Annotated in this window: 22 protein-coding genes; 11 read left to right on the forward strand and 11 right to left on the reverse strand. The window is 63.7% G+C overall.

Annotation, left to right across the window (positions count from 1 at the left end; all coding sequences use genetic code 11):
• Positions 1-106 precede the first annotated feature (106 nt).
• The gene (locus WN982_RS09855) at positions 107-727 is read left to right on the forward strand and encodes a TetR/AcrR family transcriptional regulator (RefSeq protein ID WP_341315503.1); all 621 of its coding nucleotides are present in this window, start codon (positions 107-109) and stop codon (positions 725-727) included.
• An 81-nt stretch (positions 728-808) separates the two neighbouring features.
• Here the strand turns inward: WN982_RS09855 and WN982_RS09860 are convergent, their stop codons facing one another.
• Positions 809-1,021 carry a hypothetical protein gene (locus WN982_RS09860; RefSeq protein ID WP_341315504.1) on the reverse strand — a complete coding sequence of 71 codons (213 nt, stop codon included), beginning with the start codon at positions 1,019-1,021 and terminating at the stop codon, positions 809-811.
• 255 nt (positions 1,022-1,276) lie between these two features.
• Between WN982_RS09860 and WN982_RS09865 the strand changes: the two genes are divergently transcribed.
• Entirely contained in the window at positions 1,277-2,329 is a 1,053-nt protein-coding gene (locus tag WN982_RS09865; protein WP_341315505.1) for a LysR family transcriptional regulator, read from the forward strand.
• A 9-nt stretch (positions 2,330-2,338) separates the two neighbouring features.
• Here WN982_RS09865 and WN982_RS09870 read toward each other — a convergent pair whose 3' ends face one another.
• The 8 genes from WN982_RS09870 to WN982_RS09905 all read right to left on the reverse strand — a co-directional run bounded on the left by WN982_RS09870 (position 2,339) and on the right by WN982_RS09905 (position 10,006).
• Entirely contained in the window at positions 2,339-2,728 is a 390-nt protein-coding gene (locus tag WN982_RS09870; protein WP_341315506.1) for a cupin domain-containing protein, read from the reverse strand.
• Between the two features lie 141 nt (positions 2,729-2,869).
• Positions 2,870-3,739: an AraC family transcriptional regulator gene (locus WN982_RS09875; RefSeq protein ID WP_341315507.1), complete on the reverse strand. Its 870-nt coding sequence runs from the start codon at positions 3,737-3,739 to the stop codon at positions 2,870-2,872.
• The gene (locus WN982_RS09880) at positions 3,736-3,966 is read right to left on the reverse strand and encodes a DUF2795 domain-containing protein (protein WP_341315508.1); all 231 of its coding nucleotides are present in this window, start codon (positions 3,964-3,966) and stop codon (positions 3,736-3,738) included. The genes WN982_RS09875 and WN982_RS09880 overlap by 4 nt, the downstream gene beginning before the upstream one ends.
• Positions 3,967-4,109: 143 nt before the next feature.
• On the reverse strand, positions 4,110-4,364 hold the full coding sequence (locus WN982_RS09885; protein WP_341315509.1) for a hypothetical protein: 255 nt from the start codon (positions 4,362-4,364) through the stop codon (positions 4,110-4,112).
• 294 nt (positions 4,365-4,658) lie between these two features.
• Complete coding sequence (locus WN982_RS09890; RefSeq protein ID WP_341315510.1) at positions 4,659-5,996, reverse strand: C45 family peptidase; 1,338 nt, start codon at positions 5,994-5,996, stop codon at positions 4,659-4,661.
• Positions 5,997-6,185: 189 nt separating this feature from the next.
• Positions 6,186-7,919: a ClcB-like voltage-gated chloride channel protein gene (locus WN982_RS09895; RefSeq protein WP_341315511.1), complete on the reverse strand. Its 1,734-nt coding sequence runs from the start codon at positions 7,917-7,919 to the stop codon at positions 6,186-6,188.
• 112 nt (positions 7,920-8,031) lie between these two features.
• A complete protein-coding gene (locus tag WN982_RS09900) occupies positions 8,032-8,769 on the reverse strand; it encodes a glutathione S-transferase family protein (RefSeq protein ID WP_341315512.1) in 738 nt (245 codons plus the stop codon).
• Positions 8,770-8,914: 145 nt separating this feature from the next.
• Positions 8,915-10,006: a YeiH family protein gene (locus tag WN982_RS09905; RefSeq protein WP_341315513.1), complete on the reverse strand. Its 1,092-nt coding sequence runs from the start codon at positions 10,004-10,006 to the stop codon at positions 8,915-8,917.
• Between the two features lie 120 nt (positions 10,007-10,126).
• Here WN982_RS09905 and WN982_RS09910 point away from each other — a divergent pair, with 120 nt between their 5' ends.
• The 8 genes from WN982_RS09910 (at position 10,127) to WN982_RS09945 (ending at position 17,812) form a co-directional block, all read left to right on the forward strand.
• On the forward strand, positions 10,127-11,029 hold the full coding sequence (locus WN982_RS09910; RefSeq protein ID WP_341315514.1) for a LysR family transcriptional regulator: 903 nt from the start codon (positions 10,127-10,129) through the stop codon (positions 11,027-11,029).
• Between the two features lie 170 nt (positions 11,030-11,199).
• Entirely contained in the window at positions 11,200-11,964 is a 765-nt protein-coding gene (locus WN982_RS09915; RefSeq protein ID WP_341315515.1) for a sugar phosphate isomerase/epimerase, read from the forward strand.
• Positions 11,965-12,089: 125 nt separating this feature from the next.
• Positions 12,090-13,082, forward strand: a complete 993-nt coding sequence (locus WN982_RS09920) for a sugar kinase (protein ID WP_341315516.1) — start codon at positions 12,090-12,092, stop codon at positions 13,080-13,082.
• A gap of 113 nt (positions 13,083-13,195) precedes the next feature.
• A complete protein-coding gene (locus WN982_RS09925; RefSeq protein WP_341315517.1) occupies positions 13,196-14,485 on the forward strand; it encodes an MFS transporter in 1,290 nt (429 codons plus the stop codon).
• Between the two features lie 4 nt (positions 14,486-14,489).
• Positions 14,490-15,455, forward strand: coding sequence for a D-glycerate dehydrogenase (locus tag WN982_RS09930; RefSeq protein ID WP_341315518.1), 966 nt, complete (start codon positions 14,490-14,492; stop codon positions 15,453-15,455).
• Complete coding sequence (locus tag WN982_RS09935; RefSeq protein ID WP_341315519.1) at positions 15,452-16,513, forward strand: LacI family DNA-binding transcriptional regulator; 1,062 nt, start codon at positions 15,452-15,454, stop codon at positions 16,511-16,513. Before WN982_RS09930 ends, WN982_RS09935 begins: the two co-directional genes overlap by 4 nt.
• Positions 16,514-16,573: 60 nt before the next feature.
• Positions 16,574-17,386: a YhfC family intramembrane metalloprotease gene (locus tag WN982_RS09940; protein WP_341315520.1), complete on the forward strand. Its 813-nt coding sequence runs from the start codon at positions 16,574-16,576 to the stop codon at positions 17,384-17,386.
• Positions 17,387-17,446: 60 nt separating this feature from the next.
• Positions 17,447-17,812: a DUF3022 domain-containing protein gene (locus tag WN982_RS09945; RefSeq protein ID WP_341315521.1), complete on the forward strand. Its 366-nt coding sequence runs from the start codon at positions 17,447-17,449 to the stop codon at positions 17,810-17,812.
• Between the two features lie 130 nt (positions 17,813-17,942).
• Here the strand turns inward: WN982_RS09945 and WN982_RS09950 are convergent, their stop codons facing one another.
• On the reverse strand, positions 17,943-18,380 hold the full coding sequence (locus WN982_RS09950; protein WP_341315764.1) for a PGDYG domain-containing protein: 438 nt from the start codon (positions 18,378-18,380) through the stop codon (positions 17,943-17,945).
• 892 nt (positions 18,381-19,272) lie between these two features.
• A complete protein-coding gene (locus WN982_RS09955; RefSeq protein WP_341315522.1) occupies positions 19,273-19,776 on the reverse strand; it encodes a Spy/CpxP family protein refolding chaperone in 504 nt (167 codons plus the stop codon).
• 175 nt (positions 19,777-19,951) lie between these two features.
• On the opposite strand from WN982_RS09955, the gene WN982_RS09960 reads away from it, so the two are divergent.
• On the forward strand, positions 19,952-20,836 hold the full coding sequence (locus WN982_RS09960) for a LysR family transcriptional regulator (protein WP_341315523.1): 885 nt from the start codon (positions 19,952-19,954) through the stop codon (positions 20,834-20,836).
• Positions 20,837-20,927 lie beyond the last annotated feature (91 nt).

The raw sequence follows: 20,927 nt of genomic DNA on the forward strand, positions 1-20,927 counted from the left end.
AACCGGCATACGCGTTTGACTTCGAATGCTGGAATGTATTCTAATACAACTATGTATTTGAATGTCGGGATGAATTGGAATTCTCTTCGATGCTAGACTTGCGGCCATGAAACGCCAACGACTCACACGCGAACAGAGCAAAGACCAGACGCGCCAGCGGCTGCTCGACGCTGCGCAAGCAATTTTTATGAAGAAAGGTTTCGTTGCGGCGAGTGTCGAAGACATCGCCGGAGCGGCAGGCTATACGCGCGGGGCGTTCTATTCGAACTTCCGCAGCAAGAGCGAACTGTTCCTCGAATTACTGCGGCGCGATCACGAAGCGATGCAGGCGGGTCTGCACGCGATCTTCGAGAATGCGGCATCGCGCGAGGAAATGGAAAGCCGCGTGTTGAGCTACTACAGCAACCTGCATCGCGAGAACAAATGCTTTTTGCTGTGGGTCGAGGCGAAGCTGCTGGCGGTACGCGACGGCCGTTTCCGACTCCGCTTCAACGCGTTCATGCACGAAAAACTGGAACAGTTGAGTGCTTATATCCGCGAGTTTTCGGTGCGGGTAGGCACGCCGCTGCGGTTGCCGGCCGAGGAACTGGCGATGGGCTTGATGGGTTTGTGCGACGGCGTGCAGTTCTTTCACACGGTCGATCCGCAGAACGTGCCGGCTGAGATGGCGGAAAAGGTGCTGGCGGGATTTTTCGCGCGCGTTGTGTTTGGGCGCGACGCGTCGTGATGGTGAGCGGCAGGGCGTGACTCGAACACGCCCGGGTTGCCGCCCGGTGCGAGTGGCTTGGTGTGGCTAGATGAGTGTGGCTTAGTTAGTCGGCAACTGCGCGCAGGTATCCGCGACCGGCGACGCGCAGACGAACGAATATTGCCCGCTATAGCGCAGGACTTCTTCGCCGACGTGCAGAACGACCTTGATGTCCGGGCACCGCTCGTAAGCGATGAACGCCGAGCAGGCGGCAGCGGACCAGCACACTAGCGAAAACGCGATTTTTTCGAAAAGCTGAAAACGATGTGGCATAGCGATGATTTCCTTTCGGGCGCTATGTTACCAGCATCTAAGGGTTTATACCTAGTAAAAATCCGCAATAAGCGCTGCAACCGTGTCGCGAGCGCATCGCGAACCTGACCGTTTTGTCATGTCCAGGTCAGGGTTGGGACATGGTCGGGTCGATACAATCGGATCGTTGGGCAAGCCTGAGCGCGCTTTGCCGCCTGGGCTCGACACGCGCGGCACGATGCCGCCGGCCCGCTTTACCGTGGCAGGAGTCGTCCCATGAATCAATTGCAGTCGATGCGCGTATTCGTCAAAGTGGCCGATCTCGGCAGCTTCGTTCGTGCGGCCGGCGTGCTGGATCTTTCCACTGCGGTTGTCACGCGCCACGTCGCCGATCTGGAAGGGCGGCTCGGCACCCGTTTGCTCAATCGCACCACGCGCCGTCTTTCGCTGACCGAGTCCGGCACGACCTATCTGGAACGCGTGCGTCACATTCTCGACGACCTGGAAGGCGTCGAGCAGATGGTGGTGGCGCGCAATCACGAACCTGTCGGCACGTTGCGGATCGTCGCGCCGGTCGTGTTCGGCCTGCACAGTCTCGCGCCGGTCGTGCAGTCGTATGCCGAGCGCTATCCGGATGTGATGCCCGACGTCACGCTGGCCGATCGCCATGTCGATCTGGTCGAAGAGGGTTTCGACGTCGGCATCCTGGTCGCGCGGCAGATGCGCAGCGCAAGTATCGTCACGCGGCGTTTGACCACCGGCTACATGACGGTCTGCGCGAGCCCGGCGTATCTGGCGCAGCATGGCACGCCGACGCACCCTGAGCATCTGCGCGCGCATCCGTGTCTGAGCCGGCCGGCTGAGCAGGGCGGCGACGAGCGCGTATTCACCGGACCGGACGGCGAAGTGCGCGTGCGGCCGACCAATGCGATCGCGGCGAACAATACGGAGATGTTGCGGCAGTTCGCGTTACTCGGGATGGGCGTGGCGATTTTGCCGAGCTATCTGATCGGCCGCGATCTCGAGGTCGGGCGGCTGGTGCCGTTGCTTGGCGACTACCGTTTGCCGCAGGTCGAGATCACGATTGCTTATCCGAGCCGCCGTCATTTGCCGGCGAAGGTGCGCACGTTTATCGACCATCTCGTCGAGCATTTCCAGCACGCCGACGAACAGGCGCGCGATCCGCGAACCGTTGCGCCGCCCCGTGCGCTTGCCGGACGGCCGGCTTATGCCGAAGACGATCTGCCGCTGCCGGCCCTGGCCGGAGAAGCGGCGCGGCCGTTGCGCAAGCCATCGCGCGGACAGATCGCGGCGGCCTCGCCGGCTTGATACGCCGGCTTAAATCCACACGTCGTTCGCGACGGTTCGTTCGTTGATTTCCTCGCCCGTGTTTTTCACGCCGCGCGGCTCGATCAGCAGCAGCTTGACCTCATGTTCGGCATACGGCTTGTGTTCCGTGCCCTTCGGTACGACGAACATTTCCCCTGCCGACAGCAGCACGGCTCCATCGCGCATGTCGATGCGCAACTGGCCGTCGAGCACGATGAAGGTTTCGTCGGTGTGGGCATGCTGGTGCCACGTGAAGTCGCCTTCGATCCGCACGATTTTGAACTGATAGTCGTTCATCTCCGCGATCACACGTGGTTGCCATTGGTCGTCGAAGAGCTTCAGCTTGTCGGCGAAATTGATGGCGCGGTAAGGCCGTTGAATGGTTTGATCGTTCGGCATTGCGGTGCTCCTCCTGAGCGAGAACTGTCAGGCGACAGCGTAGGGCGCGAGGCGCTGGCCGGTCTTGTACGTTTGTGCGCACGCCTCAGTAGCGGCAATAGCGGTAGCAATAGATCGAGCGAAGCGGTATAGCGCCCGCCGTTAGCGGGCCGTTAAAGGCCCCAGCATCTTCAGCCAGCGCGCCGGCGCCACGCCCCATGCGCGCTTGAAGTGCCGCGTCATGTGACTCTGATCAGTGAAGCCGGCCGCCGCCGATGCATCGGCGAGCGATACGCCCTGAACCGCGAGCCGCCGCACGAGATCGAGACGCCGCATGGTCAGATAGCGGTGCGGACTGGTGCCGAACAGCGCGCGAAAATCCCGCGACAAACTCCAGCGGTCGCGTCCACTGGCCGCCGCCAGTTCATCCAGGGTGACCGCGCTATCGAGCGACGCAAGCAGGTATTCGCGCGCCCGTTCGGCGGCGCGGTAATCCACCGGACGGCGCGTCGCCGGCGCGCCGGCCACGGCGTCGAGCGCGATGGCCAGATCGTAGAGCGCGTCGTCCTGTTCGAGCGAGTCGATTGTGCAATCCATCGTCCGCAGCAAGCTTTCGGTGGCGGCGAAGAGCCGCGGATCGTTCGACAAACCGCCCTCGAGGAACGGCAGCGGCTTGCCGCCGAGCGCCTGCTGGAACAGCGCCGGGTCGACGTAGATCATCCGGTAGCGAAAGCCTTCGCTGGTGCCGGCCTGACCGTTATGCGGCTCGTCGGGATGCAGCACCATGGTGCCGCCCGGCAGGCTGTTACGGGTGCTGCCGCGATAGTGGAAACTTTGCACGCCCGCCAGCGTGCGGCCGATCGCATAGGTATCGTGCCGGTGCATGTTGTAAGCGGCGTGATGAAAGAAGGCTTCGATACGCTCGATGCCGCTCGAATGCGGCGCGCGATGGATCCAGTCAGCGCCTGGCCTCTGGGCAGGCGAGCGGATTGATGAAAGCGAAAACAGCGGCGACGCCGGCTCCCCGCTCATGCGCCCAGACCCGGCCCATAGTTGCCGCCGATCAGACGGGTGACGGATGCCACGTCCGTATAGTCCTGCTCCGGCAAACCGTCGAGCATCGACAACACCTCGTTGCTGGCGCCCGCTTCGCGAGCGAACTCGACGAGCGCGTCCTTGTTGGTCGGGAAATGGACTTCGCGCAGGATGTCGGTGATCTGCAGGTCGATCGATTCGCCGGGAATAGCCGATGCGGTCATGCGAGCGCTCCTGTTCTTTTCGATGTGAATTTTGTCGCCGGCCAAACGCGTAAGACCTGGCGAGCACCCGTTAGACACCGCCTGAAGCCTGAAGTTGGGCCCCAAGTCTGACGCCCGCACCCGGACGGCGGGAAAACTCGCCGTCAGGTCTGGAGCTGTTCGTTCTGCCCGGCGAAGCTTCGATCCAGATGTCGCGACTTGGGCAGCGCGATATGTTGCCATTGTTGCGGACGGTTGTCGTCGGTAGCAGCGACGTCTGGCGCCGCAGGGGCGACGGGGGCAGCGTTGGCGCGTTCGGCAAGGCTATTGGCGGTGGTGCTCTCGGTCGCAGTGTGAACCGGCGCGGCAAAGCACGAGGCCGACAGCGTCACCATCGTCATCAGTGTCGAGGTTTTCATCGCCCGACCTCCTAAACTCATGCGGCGCTAACACTGGAGCAAGCGCTGTGCCGTCCCCGCGTCGAAAAGACGGCTCAATCTCTGCGCGGCGTTGCTGTTCGCAGCCGGCGCGCATCCACCATCTTAGATGGCCAATTTCCGCAGCGCGCGCAAATGCGACAAAACGCTGTTGTAGATTGCAGATGATGGCAGGAAAAAGGCAGGTCCGTCGCGAACGGTCGTGCTGGAGTTATGCTGCGCCGCCGCATGATGCGGCGGCGTGGCGTGCCGCCGGCTGGTCACCAGGAACGGCGTCTAGCGCAAAACCTCGAAGCGCGTCCACGGCCACGACGGCCGGTCGCGCATATACCCGTTGAGCCAGTTCCACTGCGGATGGCGTTTCATGAACGCCTGGGCATCGAACGGCCGCCCGCAGGGGTGACCCCAGCGCGCACTGAACGCCATATGGCGCGCCATTTCGCTATCGACCACTTTGCCGTCGTTGGCGCCCCACGGATTGAACGGCCCATGATCGGTGCCGCCGAAGCGCGCGTCATCCAGTTCCAGATGCCCGCAGATGGTGCGCGAGCACGGGTTGTCGTTGCGATCGAGATAGACGTCGTGATGATCCGCGATCATCTGCCTGGCGAGTTCGACGTCGATCTTGCCGTGATGCATCTCCTCGAGCTGCATGAAGCGCAGCCGCCGCGCGCCGTTCTTGCGCACATCCGTATAGTCTTCGCCTTCGCCGATGCATTCCTGGTTGCGGATTTTCAGATCGGTCGCGGTGTTGTAGCCGCTATAGAAACCGTCCTTCGTGCTTTCGAAGCCGGAATAGTGCAGCCCGAGTTCATAGCGGGCGATCTCGCCGGTTTTGGTGTCGCCGAGCAGCCAGCTGTTCGCATAGCCGCCGTTATTGGCGATCGCGAACATCTCGCACCATTCGCCGATGCTGTTTGCGTACTGCGAGGCGCGCCGCGAGCGATAGAACTCCGGCGCACCCGACAGGTTGTAGCCGACAAAGTTGGAGATGGTGGTTTCGGTCACCATCAGGCCGGCGGCCGTCACCCAGAAATCGGTGAGACTGGAGATGCAGCCGGGCAGGCCTTGCATCAGAATCCGGTGGCCGCGATCCGGCACGATGTCGAATATCACGTTGAACGCGTCGCCCGCGGCGTAGCGGTCCCAGGAGTTGTGCGCCATCACGATGCGGCCGTCGCGCGTAGCGTTGCCGGTGGCGATGAACGCGCTGCAATGGTGGCCGCGCCGCCCACGCCATGGTTTCAGCCCGAGCTGCGGCTTCTGGGCCGCCGCGTGGCTCGGCCACCAGCTTTGCAGCAGATCCATGTAGCCGTTCCATGCCAGCACCTCGGCGAACGGCAGCTTCGCACCGTCGGCGATGCCCTGAATTTCGTCGGCGAATTCGGTGTCGAGTTTGGGCGCGAACTGGGTGACGGCGGCGTTGACGAAGGTGTCGAAGTCCTCGCCGGTATCCCACTTCGCAAGGTAGCGGGCAGTGCGGATCGCGTTCTGGATTTCAGTGGCGAGCAACTGGCCATGCTGCTCGCCGCGATCGTACGGCTCGCCTTCGATATGCAGAAAAATCCAGCCCGCCTGATCGCGGCGCACGGCATCGAGGGACGGTTCGCTCATCTTCGCTCCGATCGAAGGGCGGGCGTCTCGGTGCGCCCGTCTTGGCGTAACGCGCGCTGCGTGCAATCGCCGCAGCGTTTTCCCCATTGTAGAGAATCTGACGCGCTTTGCACGGCTCGCTGCGTGCGTTGGTGTGGCGCCGCTCGAAGCGCGCGGCGTGACTGATCGGCGGTTTTACGAACGGCGATCTTAACGGTTCGGATTCATGCGGAAATACGCGTCGAGCAGCGAGGTCTTGTAGACCACGCCCGCGAGTGTCGGATGCGCGGTGCTTTCGATCACCGGCAACCGCTCGCCCTGAAACGCCATGAAGTGCTGCAATGCAACGCCGAGCGGCATATCCGGTGTGAGGACATCGAAATGCGGCTGCAGATAGTCGGCTGCGGTTTTCGCGGACGTGTCGCGCCTGTCGAGCAGATCGGACGTGATGTCTTTCAGCGCAACCACGCCGAGAAACGCGCCGGACTCGTTGGCCACGTACAGGTACTTCACCGGATATTCGAGGAACACGCGCGTCATATCGTGCACGGTCGCGTTGGGCGGCACAACGGTTTCGGCCGGACGGATCAGCTCGCGCATCTGCGTCGCGCGCAGCCGCGAGCGCTCCTGTTCCTCGCGATTGCGGCGCAGTGTGATTTCGTACATCGAAGTCTTCGCAATTGCACGCGACACGAAATAGGCGACCACGCACGACAGCATCAGCGGCAACACCACCTGATAGCTGAGCGTCATTTCGAAGATCATCAGGATCGCCATCAGCGGCGCCTGGGTGGCGCCCGCCAGAAACGCACCCATGCCGACCATCGCATACGCGAACGGCGCCGAGGTGCCGTGCGGCCACAGCGCATGCATGCCCTGGCCGAACAGCGAGCCGACCACGGCGCCGACGAAGAGCGTCGGCGTGAACACACCGCCGATCGCGCCGGAACCGGCGGTGGCCGCCGTCGCGACGAGCTTGAACACCAGCACGAGGAGGAGCGCGGTCCACGTCCACGGCGAGTGCAGAATCGAGTTGACGACGCTATAGCCGTTGCCCCATACCTCGGGCGACCACACCGACAGAATGCCGACCACCAGACCGCCGAGCGCGAGTCTCACGGGCAGCGGCAACGGCAGCTTGCGAAAGCCGGTCTTCGAGACATCGAGCAGCCGCAGGAATTGCGGCGCGGCCGCGCCGCACAGCACGCCGAGCGCGACGAACAGCAGCACCTCGACGCCTGCCACCGGCGGGAACACCGGCATCTCGTACGGCGGCTTGTAGCCCGCGAATTCTCGCATGGTGATGTTGGCGACCACCGCCGCGACCACCACGGGGCCGAAGCTTTCCATCGCGATCGAGCCGAGCACGATCTCGGTAACGAAAAACGCGCCGGCAATCGGCGCGCTATAAGCGGACGTAATCCCGGCTGCGGCGCCGCACGCTACCAGGAGGCGCAGGCGCGGCGGGTCGAAGTGCACCCAGCGTCCGATCAGCGACGCGGCCAGCGCCGCCAGCTGCACCATCGGACCTTCGCGGCCGATCGAGCCGCCGCTCGAAATCGTGAACAGCGACGACACGCTGCGCCACAAGCTTAGCTTCACCGGCACGACGCCGTCGCCGATCGCGACTGCTTCCATGTAGTCGATGTGATTGCATTTGTCGGCGTGACGCTGCGCGATCAGCAGAATGAAGCCGGCGATCAGACCGCCCGCAGCCGGCAGCCAGACGCGCACAGTCCACGGCAAGCTGCGCGCCATTTCGACGAAGCTGCCGGACTTGCCCGACACCGCCAGTTGCAGCAGCGCGATGCCTTCGCGAAAGAGGAACGTCGCGAACGCGCCCGCGACGCCGACGACCACCGACCAGACCAGCATCGTATGGGCATCGGAAAGGCGGAACAGGCGTTGGGCGCGGGTGCGCAGCTTCAGCAGGAATGAAAGCACGTCGGCAGTGGAGGGCGTGATGGGTGGATGAAAAGCGCGCGCCGGAACAGCACCGCGCCCGCTATCTTAAGCGGGCGCGGTGACGCTGGCGTTCGAAGATTGGCGGCGTGGATCAAACCGCCGCCTTGTCGAGTTCGGGGTAGTGCCGGAAGATGCAAGCCTCGTTATGCTCGATGCGCCGGTCGGACTCGAGATAGGCGGCGATGTTCGGCCGCGCCATCACCGCATCGTGCAGCACGGCAAGGCGCGGATAGTGCTCGCCGAAACGCTTGAGCGCGCGCGGAAACGCATACAGCAGACCGTCGATCAGCTGGAACATCGACAGGTCGACGTAAGTTAGCGCGTCGCCCACCATGAACTGATCGCCGGCCGGATTCTGTTTCAGCACGCGCTCGAAGTACTTCATGAACCTCGGAATCCGGTTGTCGATGAAGTCGTGCGCGCGCAGCCTCGCGGCGTCTTTCTGGTCTTCGTAATAGAGGCCGGTAGCGAGCGGATGATGCGTGTCGTGTGCTTCGGTGACGACGTCGGCGATCGTCAGTTGCAGGCCGTTGGCGACGTAGCGCAGGCTTTCGGCCGCCGGCGCCAGGTTCAGGCGCGGGCCGAGGTAGAACAGGATGTTGGCGGTCTGCGAGATCACGAGATCTCCGTCTCTCAGAAACGGCGGCGCATACGGCGGATACGGCTTGTCATTGCTCTTCATTAGCGACATCATCGCGCTCGTGCCCAAACCGTCGGACTTCTTGCCGCGTGCCACTTCCACGTAGTCGACGCGGGCTTCTTCCAGTGCCAGCCGCACGAATTCGCCGCGGCCTTGCAGGCCATTCCAATAGTAAAGTTCCAGGCTCATCGATCGATCCTCATTCCGGTTGCATGAACGGGTTTGCGTGAACTGGCTGCGTCAGCAACCAGTATGCCGTGCGAGCGCGCCGGACGGTTCTCCTGAACGAGCAAAACCCCGCACGCGGCGGGGTTGGTTTGAAGGCGAGGGCGGCTTAACCGAGCAGGTGCTGGACAAGCCACGTGATTCCCAGCCCGCCGGCGATCAGCCACACATACAGGATGAAGCCTGTGGTCAGTGCTCGGGGCCCGGCCTGACGGATCTGCGAGATGCGGGTTTCGATGCCGAGCGCGGTCATGGCCATCGTGAGCGCGAAGGTGTCGAGCGTGTTCAGCGTGTTCGTCGCGGTTTCGGGCAACACGTGCAGCGAATTGATCACGACGAAGGCGAGGAAGCCGAGCGCGAACCAGGGAATCGCCAGCTTGCGCGGTGCGTGGTGCGTGCCGTCTTGCGCCGAAGCCGAAGCCGATGCACGGCGCGCCGAGCGGTTCACCCACATGCCGACCACCAGCAGCACCGGCACCAGCAGCATCACACGGGTCATCTTGACGATGGTGGCGACGTGGGTCGCTTCCGGGCTCACATTGCTGGCCGCGCCGACCACCTGCGCCACTTCATGAATCGTGCCGCCGAAGAAGAGGCCTGCGCCGACCGTGTCGAGATGCAGCCAGCCTGCCTTGAACAGCACCGGATAGAGGAACATCGACAGCGTGCCGAACAGCACCACGCTGCCGACCGCCATCGCACTCTTGTGCGGCTTCGATTGCAGCGTCGATTCGAAGGCGAGCACCGCGGCCGCGCCGCAGATCGCGCTGCCGGCCGCGGTCAGGAGCGCCGTGTCGCGATCGAGCTTCATGATCTTCATGCCGGCCCACGTGCCGATCACGAGCGTGCTGACCACGATCAGCACCGATTCCGCGAGCCCCGGCAGACCCACTTGGGCGATTTCCTGCAAGCTGACACGCAATCCGAAGAACGCGACGGCGATGCGCAGCAGCTTGCGCGCCGAAAAGTTGACGCCGGCCGCCCAGCTTTCGGGCATGCCGTCGCGCAGCGCGTTGCCGTAAATGGCGCCGGCCACGATGCCGACGATCAGCGGGCTCAAACCCAGACCGGCGATGGCGGGAATCGACGCGATGCGAGTCACGGCGGCGGCGAACAGTGCGACGAACAGAATGCCGTTGAGCTGGCCGCGAGTCGAAGACCCGGCGGATGGAACAGTAGCGGTGAGATGAGCAGTGGACATGGCGTGGCGCGTTCTTGTGACTGTCTTGATTCGATGGGTCTAATCCTAAATTAGATATATAGATATGAAAAATCGTGATTTGGGATGTAATGTATCGGCTGTGCTGATATATTTACCTCCATGACGCCGGATCAACTTATAACGTTCGCCACCGTTGCCGAGCATCGCAATATCAGCCGGGCGGCTGTGGCCCTGCATCTGTCGCAGCCGGCGGTGTCCGGGCAATTGCGGCAGTTGCAGGACGAATTCGGCGAACCTCTATATCAGCGCGACGGCCGCGGCGTGCGGCTCACGCCCGCCGGCGAGCAACTCGCCAGCTACGCCACGCGGCTGCGCGACACGTGGCGTCAGGCGCACGCGTACCGGGATGCGTTGCGCGGCATGGAGCAGGGCACCTTGCGCATCGGCGCGAGCACCACGCCAGCCAGTTATCTGCTCCCCTACCTGATTGCCGACTTTCATCGCCGCTATCCGGACGTGTCGCTTCATACCGCCGACGGCAACACCACGGAAATCGTCGGCGCGCTCGATTCGGTCGACATCGCGATGATCGAAGGGCCGGTCGGCTCGGATCTGCCGCCGGACACCGCGGTGCACGCGTGGCGCGAGGACGAGATCGTCGCGATCATGCCGCGTACGCATCCCATGGCGCAGCCGGGCGGCGCGGCTGGCGAGGGCGGCCGGGTGGAACTGGCGGCGTGCGGCGCACATCCGCTGGTGTTGCGCGAAGCCGGTTCGGGTGTGCGGCAGATCGTCGAGCGGGCTTTCGCGCGGGCGGGCGTGCCGATGCGCGTCGCGTTGGAAATTGCTGGGGTCGAGGGGGTCAAGGAAGCAGTGCGGGCCGGCATGGGCATCGGTTTTGTCTCGGCGATGTCGATGCGGCACGAAGACGGCGCGCTGTGCCTGTTCTCGCTCAGCCCTGAGCCGCTGACGCGGCGGCTGTCGATTCTGGTGCCGCATGCAAGCGCACCCTCGCGGGTGGCTGAGCGGTTTCTTGCGCTATGTCTCGCGGACGGTCCCTGATCGCTGCGCGATAAGCGTGCCAATTCGAGGCCTGGGGAATTCCACTATGGTGCATTCCCAGCGCCTGAGCGCACTATTCGCACACCCGAGCGCAACAGCGCTTTTTTTAGATCGCAGTTTGGAACCGGTTCCATTTGCCGGCACCAGAAACAAGGCTGGGTAAATTCGACATGGCTGATGTGGTGATTGTCGCAAGCGCATTCGGGATCGACGCGGTTCGCGCCGGCGGCCACGCGAAGTGGACGAGCGTGAGCGCGGCGGCTGGTGCTTGCGGTTTCGAGGTGCGCCGCGAGTTGTTCGCGAGCGATGCCGACGCCTCGGTTGAAGCGCTGCGCGCGTTGGGCGACGCCATGGCGAAACTCGGCTTGTGGTCGGTTTATTCGACGCCGGATTCGCTTTACACGCCCGAAGGCGTGCTCGATATCTACGCCTTGCGTCTCGCCGTGACCGAGGCCGCGGCACTCGGCGCGCGTTTTGTGAAATTGCAGCTCGGCGGCTTTGCTGCGCAAGCGAACGGCGCGGCGATTGCGACTTGCGTGCGCGGGATGGGCACGCGGCTCGTCGTCGAAAACGGCCAGTTGGAGCAGGGCGGCTCGCTCGCGCAATTCGTCGGCCTGTTCGACGCGTTGGCGCGCGAAGGCCACGCCGGTGTGCTCGGCATGACGTTCGACATCGGCAACTGGTTATGGCGCGGTGTCGCGCCGCTCGAGGCCGCGCAGCAACTCGCGGCGCATGTCGAATACGTTCACTGCAAGACGATGACCGGCGAGGGCGCGCGCCGCTTCGCGAGCGCGCCGGCCGCGGATGACGCGCAGTTCGCCGCGGTCCTTGCCAGCTTGCCGCGCGATGTGCCGCGCGCCATCGAGTTTCCCTTCGATGCCACGCGCATCGAGACGGACGCGGCGCATTACGTCGCGTGGCTGGCCGCTGCCTGAGCGGCGCGCGGGGCCTGAGAGAACGACAAAAAACGCATCGATCGTCGATAGATACAGGCGATACACGCCACGCACGCCACACAAGCAGCAAGACACACGTAGCAAAAGAACACGCAGGAGCAAGCATGAACGAGACAACCCGGACACCCGCAGTACTCGACGTCATCACCTACGGTGAAGCGATGGCCATGTTCGTGGCCGCCAAAACCGGCCCGCTCGCCGGCGTCGGGCACTTCACGAAGCGCGTCGCGGGTGCCGATCTGAACGTGGCGATCGGCCTCGCGCGACTCGGTTTCAGGGTCGGCTGGATGAGCCGCGTCGGCAACGATTCGTTCGGCCAGTACGTGCGCGACACCTTGCGCAAAGAGGGCATCGACCAGCGCTGCGTCACGACCGACGAGCGCTACCCGACCGGCTTCCAGCTGAAGTCGAAATGCGACGACGGCAGCGATCCGGCGGTCGAATACTTTCGCAAGGGCTCGGCGGCGAGTCACCTGTCGCTGGCCGACTACGCGGCGGATTACGTGCTGCCAGCGCGTCACCTGCATCTGACGGGTGTGGCGCCGGCAATCTCGACAAGCTCGCGCGAACTGGCGTTCCATCTGGCGCGTGAAATGCGCGCCGCCGGCAAGACAATTTCGTTCGATCCGAATCTGCGCCCGACGCTGTGGCCCTCGCGCGCCGCGATGGTCGAAGGCCTGAACGCGCTGGCGGCGTTGGCCGACTGGGTGCTGCCGGGTATCGGCGAAGGCGGGATTCTGACCGGCTACACCAAACCGGACGACATCGCGCGTTTCTATCTCGACCAGGGCGCGCGCGGCGTGATCATCAAGCTCGGCGCGCAAGGCGCGTACTTCCGCACTGCCGACGATGCCGGCGTGGTCGTGTGCAAACCGGTCGCGAAGGTGGTGGATACGGTCGGCGCGGGCGACGGATTCGCCGTCGGTGTGATCAGCGCGTTGCTCGAAGGCAAGCCGCTGTCGCAAGCGGTGGCGCGCGGCAACCGGATCGGCGGGCTGGCGATTCAGGTGATCGGCGATTCCGAAGGTCTGCCGAGCCGCGCGGAACTCGATGCACTGGAACTCGACGATGTGCCGCACATTGCGACCGCGGCCTGACGTTCAGCCATCGCGCACAGCCGCTGCACGCAACGAAATCGATAACGACAAGAGCGCTCGAACAGCGCCCCTCACCCCCCTTCACCGTTTCGGGAAGTAGTAAGGAGACACCCATGACTTCATCGCTTGCGATTCGCCGTTGGTGGACGATCATGCCGATCGTATTCATCACCTATAGCCTCGCTTATCTGGATCGCGCGAACTACGGTTTCGCGTCGGCCGCCGGCATCAATCAGGATCTCGGCATCAGCAAAGGGCTGTCGTCGCTGATCGGCGCGCTGTTCTTTCTCGGCTATTTTTTCTTCCAGATTCCTGGCGCGATTTACGCGGAACGGCGCAGCGTGAAAAAGCTCGTGTTCTGGAGCCTGATCCTGTGGGGCGGTTGCGCGGCACTGACCGGCATGGTCAGCAATATTCCGTCGCTGATGGTGATCCGCTTCGTGCTCGGCGTCGTCGAAGCCGCCGTGATGCCCGCGATGCTGATCTTCATCAGCAACTGGTTCACCAGGCGCGAGCGATCGCGCGCCAACACTTTCCTGATTCTCGGCAATCCGGTGACGGTGCTGTGGATGTCGGTGGTGTCGGGTTATCTGGTGCATTCGTTCGGCTGGCGTCACATGTTCATCGCCGAAGGCGCGCCCGCGATTCTCTGGGCGATCTGCTGGTGGTTCATCGTGCAGGACAAGCCGCAGCAGGTGTCGTGGCTCACGCAGCAGCAAAAGGACGATCTCGCCGAAACGCTGCGCGCCGAACAGGCGGCGATCAAGCCGGTGCGCAATTACAGCGAAGCGTTCCGCACGCCCGCTGTGATCAAGCTGTGCGCGCAATATTTTTGCTGGAGCATTGGCGTGTACGGCTTCGTGCTGTGGCTGCCGTCGATCCTGAAGAACGGTTCGACGCTCGGCATGGTCGAAACCGGCTGGCTCTCGGCGCTGCCCTATCTGGCGGCGACGATCGCGATGCTGGCAGCGTCGTGGGCATCGGATAAACTCAACCGCCGCAAGGTGTTCGTGTGGCCGTTCCTGCTGGCCGGCGCGGTTGCGTTCGCGGCGTCGTACGCGCTCGGCTCGACGCACTTCTGGCTCTCGTACGCGCTGCTGGTGATCGCCGGTGCCGCAATGTACGCGCCGTACGGACCGTTCTTCGCGATCGTGCCGGAGCTGCTGCCGAAGAACGTCGCGGGCGGTGCGATGGCGCTGATCAACAGCATGGGCGCGCTCGGTTCGTTCGTCGGCTCCTATGTGGTCGGCTATCTGAATGGCGCGACCGGCTCGCCTGCGGCATCCTATGCTTTTATGAGCGTGGCGTTGGTCGCCGCGGTGATCCTGACGCTGATCGTCAAACCGCAGCCGCAGCCGATGACCACGGCGCCTGCGCTCGCCACACCGTTGCATGGAAAATAAGCTGATGAAGAAGATCGTCGCCTGGAAGGCGCTGCCCGAAGACGTGCTCGCGTATCTGCAACAGCATGCGGAAGTCGTGCAGGTCGACCCCACCCGGTACGACACGTTCGTCGCCGCGTTGAAGGACACCGACGGCGGCATCGGTTCGAGCGTCAAGATCAGGCCGGCGATGCTCGAAGGCGCGACCCGGCTGAAGGCGTTGTCGACCATCTCGGTGGGCTTCGACCAGTTCGACGTCGCCGACCTGACGCGCCGCGGCATCCTGCTCGCGCACACGCCGGACGTGCTGACCGAATCCACTGCCGACACGGTGTTCTCGTTGATTCTTGCCTCGGCGCGCCGGGTGGTCGAACTCGCGGAATGGGTGAAAGCCGGCAACTGGCAGCGCAGCATCGGGCCGGCGCTGTTCGGCGTGGATGTGCAGGGCAAGACACTCGGCATCATCGGTCTGGGGCGGATCGGTAGCGCGGTCGCGCGCCGCGCGGCGCTCGGCTTCAACATGAAGGTGCTGTACACGAACCAGAGCGCGAACCCGCACGCGGAAGAGGCGTACGGCGCACGGCGTGTCGAGTTGCCGGAGCTGCTCGGCAGCGCGGACTTCGTCTGTCTGCAAGTGCCGTTGACACCCGAGACGAAGCACATGATCGGCGCGGCAGAGCTCAAGTCGATGAAGCAAAGCGCGATCCTGATCAATGCCTCGCGCGGCGCCACGGTCGATGAAAAGGCGCTGATCGAAGCGCTGCAAAACGGCACGATCCACGGCGCGGGTCTCGACGTGTTCGAGACCGAACCGTTGCCGGCCGATTCGCCGCTTCTGAAAATGCCGAACGTGGTCGCGCTGCCGCATATCGGCTCGGCGACCGACGAAACCCGGCATGCGATGGCGCGCAACGCGGCGGAAAATCTCGTCGCCGCGTTGGAGGGCAAGCTTGCCATCAACATCGTCAACCGCGAAGTGCTGGGCAAATGAGCACGACGCCGCTGGCCACCCCGCGCCGCGCGACGATCACCGACGTCGCGCGCGAAGCCGGCACTGGCAAGACCAGCATCTCGCGCTATCTGAACGGCGAGATGAGCGTGCTGTCGCCGGAATTGCGCGCGCGCATCGAGGCCGCGATCGAACGGCTCGACTATCAGCCGAACCAGATGGCGCGCGGCCTGAAGCGTGGCCGTAACCGGCTGATCGGCATGCTGCTCGCCGACTTGACGAATCCATACACGGTCGAGGTGCTGCAAGGCGTCGAAGCGGCGTGCCACGCGCTCGGGCTGATGCCGCTGATCTGCCATGCGGCCAATGAAGTCGAAATGGAGCGGCGCTATCTGCAACTGCTGACCACCTATCGCGTGGAAGGCGTGATCGTCAACGCGCTCGGCGTGCGCGAAGAAACGCTGCGGCCGGTGGGCGGCGGCGGGATTCCGGCGGTGCTGGTCGACCGCACGGTGGATGGCCTCGTGACCGACATGGTCGGGCTGGACAACCGGGCAGCGGCTGAACTCGGGACGCGGCATCTGCTTGAGAACGGTTTCGACGACATCTGGTTTGTCGTGCAGCCGTTCGAGCAGGTCAGCTCGCGGCAACTGCGCGAGGCGGCATTTCGCGACGTGATGAGCGGCGAGGGTGGAACGGGCGGCAAGGGCGGCGCGCGCGGACATACGCTGGTGCTGAACCTTGTGGATACCGCAGCGGTCGAGCGCAGCCTCGCCGAGCTGGATCGCGCGCTCGAGGCCGCGGCGAGCAGTGGCGGCCGTGTCGCCTTGTTCGCGGCCAACGCGCCGGTCGCGCTGTGCCTCGCGCTGCACCTGAAGGCGCGTTACGGCGCGGATTGGCAAGCGCGCGTCGCGCTGATGTCGATCGACGACCCGGAGTGGGCCGAATTGATCGGCATCACGACGATCCGCCAGCCGACCTACGAGATCGGCTACCGCGCGGTGGAGTTCCTGCACGAGCGCATCGAGGGTGTCCAGACCACGGCTCGCGACTGCCTGTTGCCAGGCGAATTGATCGTCCGCACGTCAACTTCGCGCTGATCTGCGATCATGCGGGCTGCGGCGCGCAGCGGGTGCGCGCCGGTCATCGCAAGGAAACTCATGGTCGTCGCACCGCTTACCCTGTCGAGCGTCGCCATCGCGACGCTGTTCGTCGCAGCCTTACCGTTCATTGTGTATCGCCGTCTACGCCGGCCGCTCGCGCTCAACCCGCGCGACGCGATTGTCGGCATTGCTGTGTTCGCGCTGTTCGCAACGGTGATCGAGCGTGCGCTGAACGACTACGTGCTGCATCGGAACGAGGCGAGCGCCACTTTGCTGTCGAATCCGCTGGCGTTCGTCGTGTACGGCGCGCTGGCCTCGGGTATCTGCGAGGAAGTGGGGCGTTTCATCGGTATGCGCCTGATGCTCAAGCGCGCGGCGGCGAAGCCTGCGTCCGCTGCTGCGGTTGCGGGCGACGGCACCGCGCTCACCTACGGCCTCGGCCACGGCGGCGCCGAAGTGTGGCTGGTCGGCGTGCTGGTGCAGGTGCAGTGGATTCTGTTCGCGGTCTTCGAAAACCGCGGCGAGCTCGACGGCTACCTGAGCAACCTGCCGGCCGAATCGCTGATGCGCATCCACCTGATTCTCGCCAGCCTGACGCCGCAGACGGCCGGCATTTTCGCCCTTGAACGGGTGGCCGCGCTGGTGTTCCAGATTGGTCTGTCGGTGTTGATGTGGCGTGGCCTGCGGGCGGGCTGGCGAGGTATTCTGCCGCTGGCGATCGTTCTGCACGCGCTGGTCGACGTGCCGGCCGCGCTGTTCCAGGCGAACCTCGTGCCGCTCGCCGCGGTGGACGGTGCGTATGCGCTAGGGGCGCTGGTTGTCGCGGGCGTGCTGGTCAGGGTGTTCCGGCGACCGGCGCTGGCCGCCTGATCGCGTCGCAGCGCGGATCAATGCACACATCATCGACGAATTTCTAACTTTCGGCCCCTCATGGAAGCTTACCAATACGACTGCGCGGATCTCGAGTTCGAGGAACTGGCGCGCGTCATCAGCGATCTGTTCCCCGAGCAAACCCAATTCGTGCAACGGCCTGCCGACGAAGGCACGCCGACACTGGCGATTCACTGGGTGGCCATGCGATTCGGTGCGGCTGCGCGCCGGATCGTGATGAACGTGGTGATCGCGCCGGCCGCGTGGGCGCGCTATCGCGCGTTGCCGGCGCGGCTGCGCGGCCGGAGTTTCGCGGTGCTGCGGGCGTATGTCGAAGCGAGCATCGGCTCGCTCGAGGAGCAGTACGCGAACGGCGAGACGGTGCCACGCGATGTCACCGTGGATCTGGGTGATGAGTTTGCTTGATGGGGTGGGGGGACGTAACGCCGTCAGTTCGAGCTTGAATGTGCGCGCGGGCCGAAGGGTTTTCGGCGTTCCCGGCGGCGGTGGGTATCGATTGGCGCCCACAAGGGGCAGCACAGGGGCAGCGCGGGTGTCAGTCCGCGCGCCGATAGACTTTAGCGAAGCGCGCGGCCTGCACGACGCCGTAGTCGCCGGGGGCGTATTGCATGATCCAGTCGCCGGCTGCGCCGTGCAGCACGTCGCCGCCATCTGCCGAGCGGGCGAGCGAGAACGCTTCATGCATCTGCCTGGCCAGCACGACTGCCGGACGGTTGCGATAGGCGCCCGGTTCGCCGTGCGTGAGGGCGGCATCCGCCGGCAGGTATTTGGCGTCGAAGCGCTCACGCGATACTACCCAGCGATCGCCGGTCGAACCGGTGATCAGCGCATCGCCGCGGGCGTAACGGTTCGGGCCTTCCAGGCTCATCAGTTCGCCTTCGGTGGCGGCGAATTCGACGCCGACAGTTTCGTTTTTGACGACGCGGTGGGCGGTTGCGTCGGTGCGCAGGTCGAGGTTTTTGAGTTCGGTCATGAAGCGGGTTGGTGTTCGTGTTGATGTGGGTTCTGGTTCTGGTGACGGGAAAGACAGCGCCAGGGCCACGCGCTTATGGGCTGGTGGTTTGCGTATGTGCATCATGCCAGATGGATTCGGAGGTTAATGTTTTTTTGCCTGCGCGGCGCTTATGTCTGTTTGCTTGCGGCGTTGGCCTTTCCTTGAATTGATATTGGTTTATTAGCGTTCCCCCTGTGCGGGGGCACCTACTTTTCTTTGCCGGCCGCAAAGAAAAGTAGGCAAAAGAAAGCGGCTCAAACCGCTAACGCTTAAGCGGGTCCCCTGGTTTGGAGGAGGTAGTGGGGCATCTGGAATCTGTGTCCTCGCACACTCCGCGCCGGTGACAAGGCAGTCATACTTCCCGCCTCGCACTACGTGCTCGCCGGAATGGTCTGCCAGGGAAGCCAGTGGCTTCGTTTGCGCGCGGTGGGTGCCATCGGCTGCGCCTCGGCGAAGCGCCGAATGGCTTACGGTTTTCGGAGTGCGCCCGCACGCTAGAGATGGCTGACGGTTCGATGAAGTACCGCAGAGCGCTCAAACCGGCGGGGGCGATGAAGTACCGCGTCGGCGCGCGCGGCGCCGCCGGAAGTATGACTGCCTTGTCACTAAAGCGGAATGTGCGAGAACACCGATTCCAGATGCTCCACTACCTCCTCCAAGCCAGGGGACCCGCTTAAGAATTAGCGGTGTGAAGCCGCTTTCTTTGCTTACTTTCTTTGCGGCGGCAAAGAAAGTAAGTGCCTGCCCCGCACAGGGGCGACGCTAATAGACCACTAACAAATCAAGGAAAGGCCAACGCCGCAGGCACAACACCCATAGCGCCGCGCAGGCAAAAAAAACCGACTATCGCGCTACGCGCAAAACCCCAACCTTATGGCTTCACAGCCGCCTCATCAGCCGGAGCCTGCTTCCCGGCCCCCTTACCATGGTGCCGATGCTCGCCGCCAGGCTGATGAAAAGTCGCATCAGCAAGCTTCTTCTGTTCCGGAGAAAAACTGCTATACAGCGGATCAAACGCGTCGACCAGTTTCTTCATGCCATCCGCATGAGCTTGTGCGATAGTCGCGTACTGCTTCATATCGTCCACCGCTGACAGGTTCGTCGCATCCCTGCGCTGCTTAAACAACTGCCCCATCGTCTCACCGTTATTGCGCATGACATCGGCAAACGCGTTCCATTGCGATTCCTGCGCCGAGGTGATCTTCAATTGCGTGTGCAGGTAGGTGATGCGGTCTTCGACATTGCGCTCGTGACCAGCTTTGGCGGCAGGTGCCGAAGCGGCCGCGCTCACCGGTGCCGATGCCGGCGCGGAAGTTTGTGCGAATGCACCGCTCATGGCGAGTGCGGAGGTCAGCATAACCAGTGCTTTTTTCATCGAAACTCCCTGATGTCTGTTCGAATTGGGACAAGGCGCGCATGGCGAGCGGCCCACCACGCGTCTAGGCGGCCGGCTGCCCGCTTCGCCGTCGCCGCTATTAGTATCACGATATCCCTACACTGCGGCTGCAGTGCGACAAACGCTTACAACCGAAACGAACAGGAAATAGCCGGTGGATAAATTCGTCAGCATGGAAATCTTCGTCGCCGTGGTAGAGGCGGGCAGTCTGACGGCAGCAGCCGAGCGTTTCGATATTTCATCGGCAATGGTGGGTAAACACATCCGCTCGCTCGAAACCCGGCTCGCGACGCGGCTGCTCACGCGCACCACGCGTCGTCAAAGTCTGACGGAGATCGGTCGCCAGTATTACGAGCGGTGCAAGCGGGTTCTGGCCGACGTGAAGGAGGCGGAGTCGCTTGCCGAGGCGATGGCGGCCGCGCCGCGCGGCGTCCTCAAGGTGACGGTGCCGCTGACCTACGGCGTCGAAGTGTTCGCCCCGGCGATGACCGATTATCTGACCGCCTGGCCGGACGTAACCCTCGAACTGGATCTGTCGAATCGCGTGATCGATCTGGTGGACGAGGGTTTCGACGCGTCAGTGCGAATCGGTCATCTGCCGGATTCGAGTTTTGTCGCGCGGCCGTTGAAGCCGTACCGGATGCGCGCGTGTGCGTCGCCGGCGTATCTGCAGCGCGCCGGCACGCCGCGCACACCTGCAGATCTGACGCGGCACGAATGCCTGGGCTTTCTGGATTGGGGCCGCGAAGGCTTGTGGCGCCTCGGCGGCGAGAGCGCTGACGAAACCCAGCTGCGCGCCGGCCGGTTTCGGGCCAATAACGGCCAGGCACTGAAAGTCGCCGCGTTGCGCGGCTTCGGGCTGGTGTTGCAGCCAGAAGCGCTGCTCGCCAAGGAGATTGCCAGCGGCGAACTGGTGTCCGTGCTCGAGGACTATCTGCCCGACGGCGCGCCCGTCCATCTGATCTACCCGCGCGATCGCCGCGCGACGCCCAAGCTCACCACCTTCATCGATTTCGTGATCGAGCGGTTCGGCGCCTGAGGTTCGGCGTATGAGGTTCGGTGCATGAACGAGCGGTTCGTTGTTCCTTTGCTCGCCGCTCGATGCTGAAGACGCGCGATAATCCGCTCCA

The sequence above is a fragment of the Paraburkholderia sp. IMGN_8 genome, assembly GCF_038050405.1.
GTDB lineage: Bacteria > Pseudomonadota > Gammaproteobacteria > Burkholderiales > Burkholderiaceae > Paraburkholderia.

What these genes read in the sequence shown, in the direction of transcription:
- WN982_RS09855 (WP_341315503.1), top strand. Translation starts at nt 107, where the DNA reads ATGAAACGCCAACGACTCACACGCGAACAGAGCAAAGACCAGACGCGC.
- WN982_RS09860 (WP_341315504.1), bottom strand. Translation starts at nt 1,021, where the DNA reads ATGCCACATCGTTTTCAGCTTTTCGAAAAAATCGCGTTTTCGCTAGTG.
- WN982_RS09865 (WP_341315505.1), top strand. Translation starts at nt 1,277, where the DNA reads ATGAATCAATTGCAGTCGATGCGCGTATTCGTCAAAGTGGCCGATCTC.
- WN982_RS09870 (WP_341315506.1), bottom strand. Translation starts at nt 2,728, where the DNA reads ATGCCGAACGATCAAACCATTCAACGGCCTTACCGCGCCATCAATTTC.
- WN982_RS09875 (WP_341315507.1), bottom strand. Translation starts at nt 3,739, where the DNA reads ATGAGCGGGGAGCCGGCGTCGCCGCTGTTTTCGCTTTCATCAATCCGC.
- WN982_RS09880 (WP_341315508.1), bottom strand. Translation starts at nt 3,966, where the DNA reads ATGACCGCATCGGCTATTCCCGGCGAATCGATCGACCTGCAGATCACC.
- WN982_RS09885 (WP_341315509.1), bottom strand. Translation starts at nt 4,364, where the DNA reads ATGAAAACCTCGACACTGATGACGATGGTGACGCTGTCGGCCTCGTGC.
- WN982_RS09890 (WP_341315510.1), bottom strand. Translation starts at nt 5,996, where the DNA reads ATGAGCGAACCGTCCCTCGATGCCGTGCGCCGCGATCAGGCGGGCTGG.
- WN982_RS09900 (WP_341315512.1), bottom strand. Translation starts at nt 8,769, where the DNA reads ATGAGCCTGGAACTTTACTATTGGAATGGCCTGCAAGGCCGCGGCGAA.
- WN982_RS09905 (WP_341315513.1), bottom strand. Translation starts at nt 10,006, where the DNA reads ATGTCCACTGCTCATCTCACCGCTACTGTTCCATCCGCCGGGTCTTCG.
- WN982_RS09910 (WP_341315514.1), top strand. Translation starts at nt 10,127, where the DNA reads ATGACGCCGGATCAACTTATAACGTTCGCCACCGTTGCCGAGCATCGC.
- WN982_RS09915 (WP_341315515.1), top strand. Translation starts at nt 11,200, where the DNA reads ATGGCTGATGTGGTGATTGTCGCAAGCGCATTCGGGATCGACGCGGTT.
- WN982_RS09920 (WP_341315516.1), top strand. Translation starts at nt 12,090, where the DNA reads ATGAACGAGACAACCCGGACACCCGCAGTACTCGACGTCATCACCTAC.
- WN982_RS09925 (WP_341315517.1), top strand. Translation starts at nt 13,196, where the DNA reads ATGACTTCATCGCTTGCGATTCGCCGTTGGTGGACGATCATGCCGATC.
- WN982_RS09930 (WP_341315518.1), top strand. Translation starts at nt 14,490, where the DNA reads ATGAAGAAGATCGTCGCCTGGAAGGCGCTGCCCGAAGACGTGCTCGCG.
- WN982_RS09935 (WP_341315519.1), top strand. Translation starts at nt 15,452, where the DNA reads ATGAGCACGACGCCGCTGGCCACCCCGCGCCGCGCGACGATCACCGAC.
- WN982_RS09940 (WP_341315520.1), top strand. Translation starts at nt 16,574, where the DNA reads ATGGTCGTCGCACCGCTTACCCTGTCGAGCGTCGCCATCGCGACGCTG.
- WN982_RS09945 (WP_341315521.1), top strand. Translation starts at nt 17,447, where the DNA reads ATGGAAGCTTACCAATACGACTGCGCGGATCTCGAGTTCGAGGAACTG.
- WN982_RS09950 (WP_341315764.1), bottom strand. Translation starts at nt 18,380, where the DNA reads ATGACCGAACTCAAAAACCTCGACCTGCGCACCGACGCAACCGCCCAC.
- WN982_RS09955 (WP_341315522.1), bottom strand. Translation starts at nt 19,776, where the DNA reads ATGAAAAAAGCACTGGTTATGCTGACCTCCGCACTCGCCATGAGCGGT.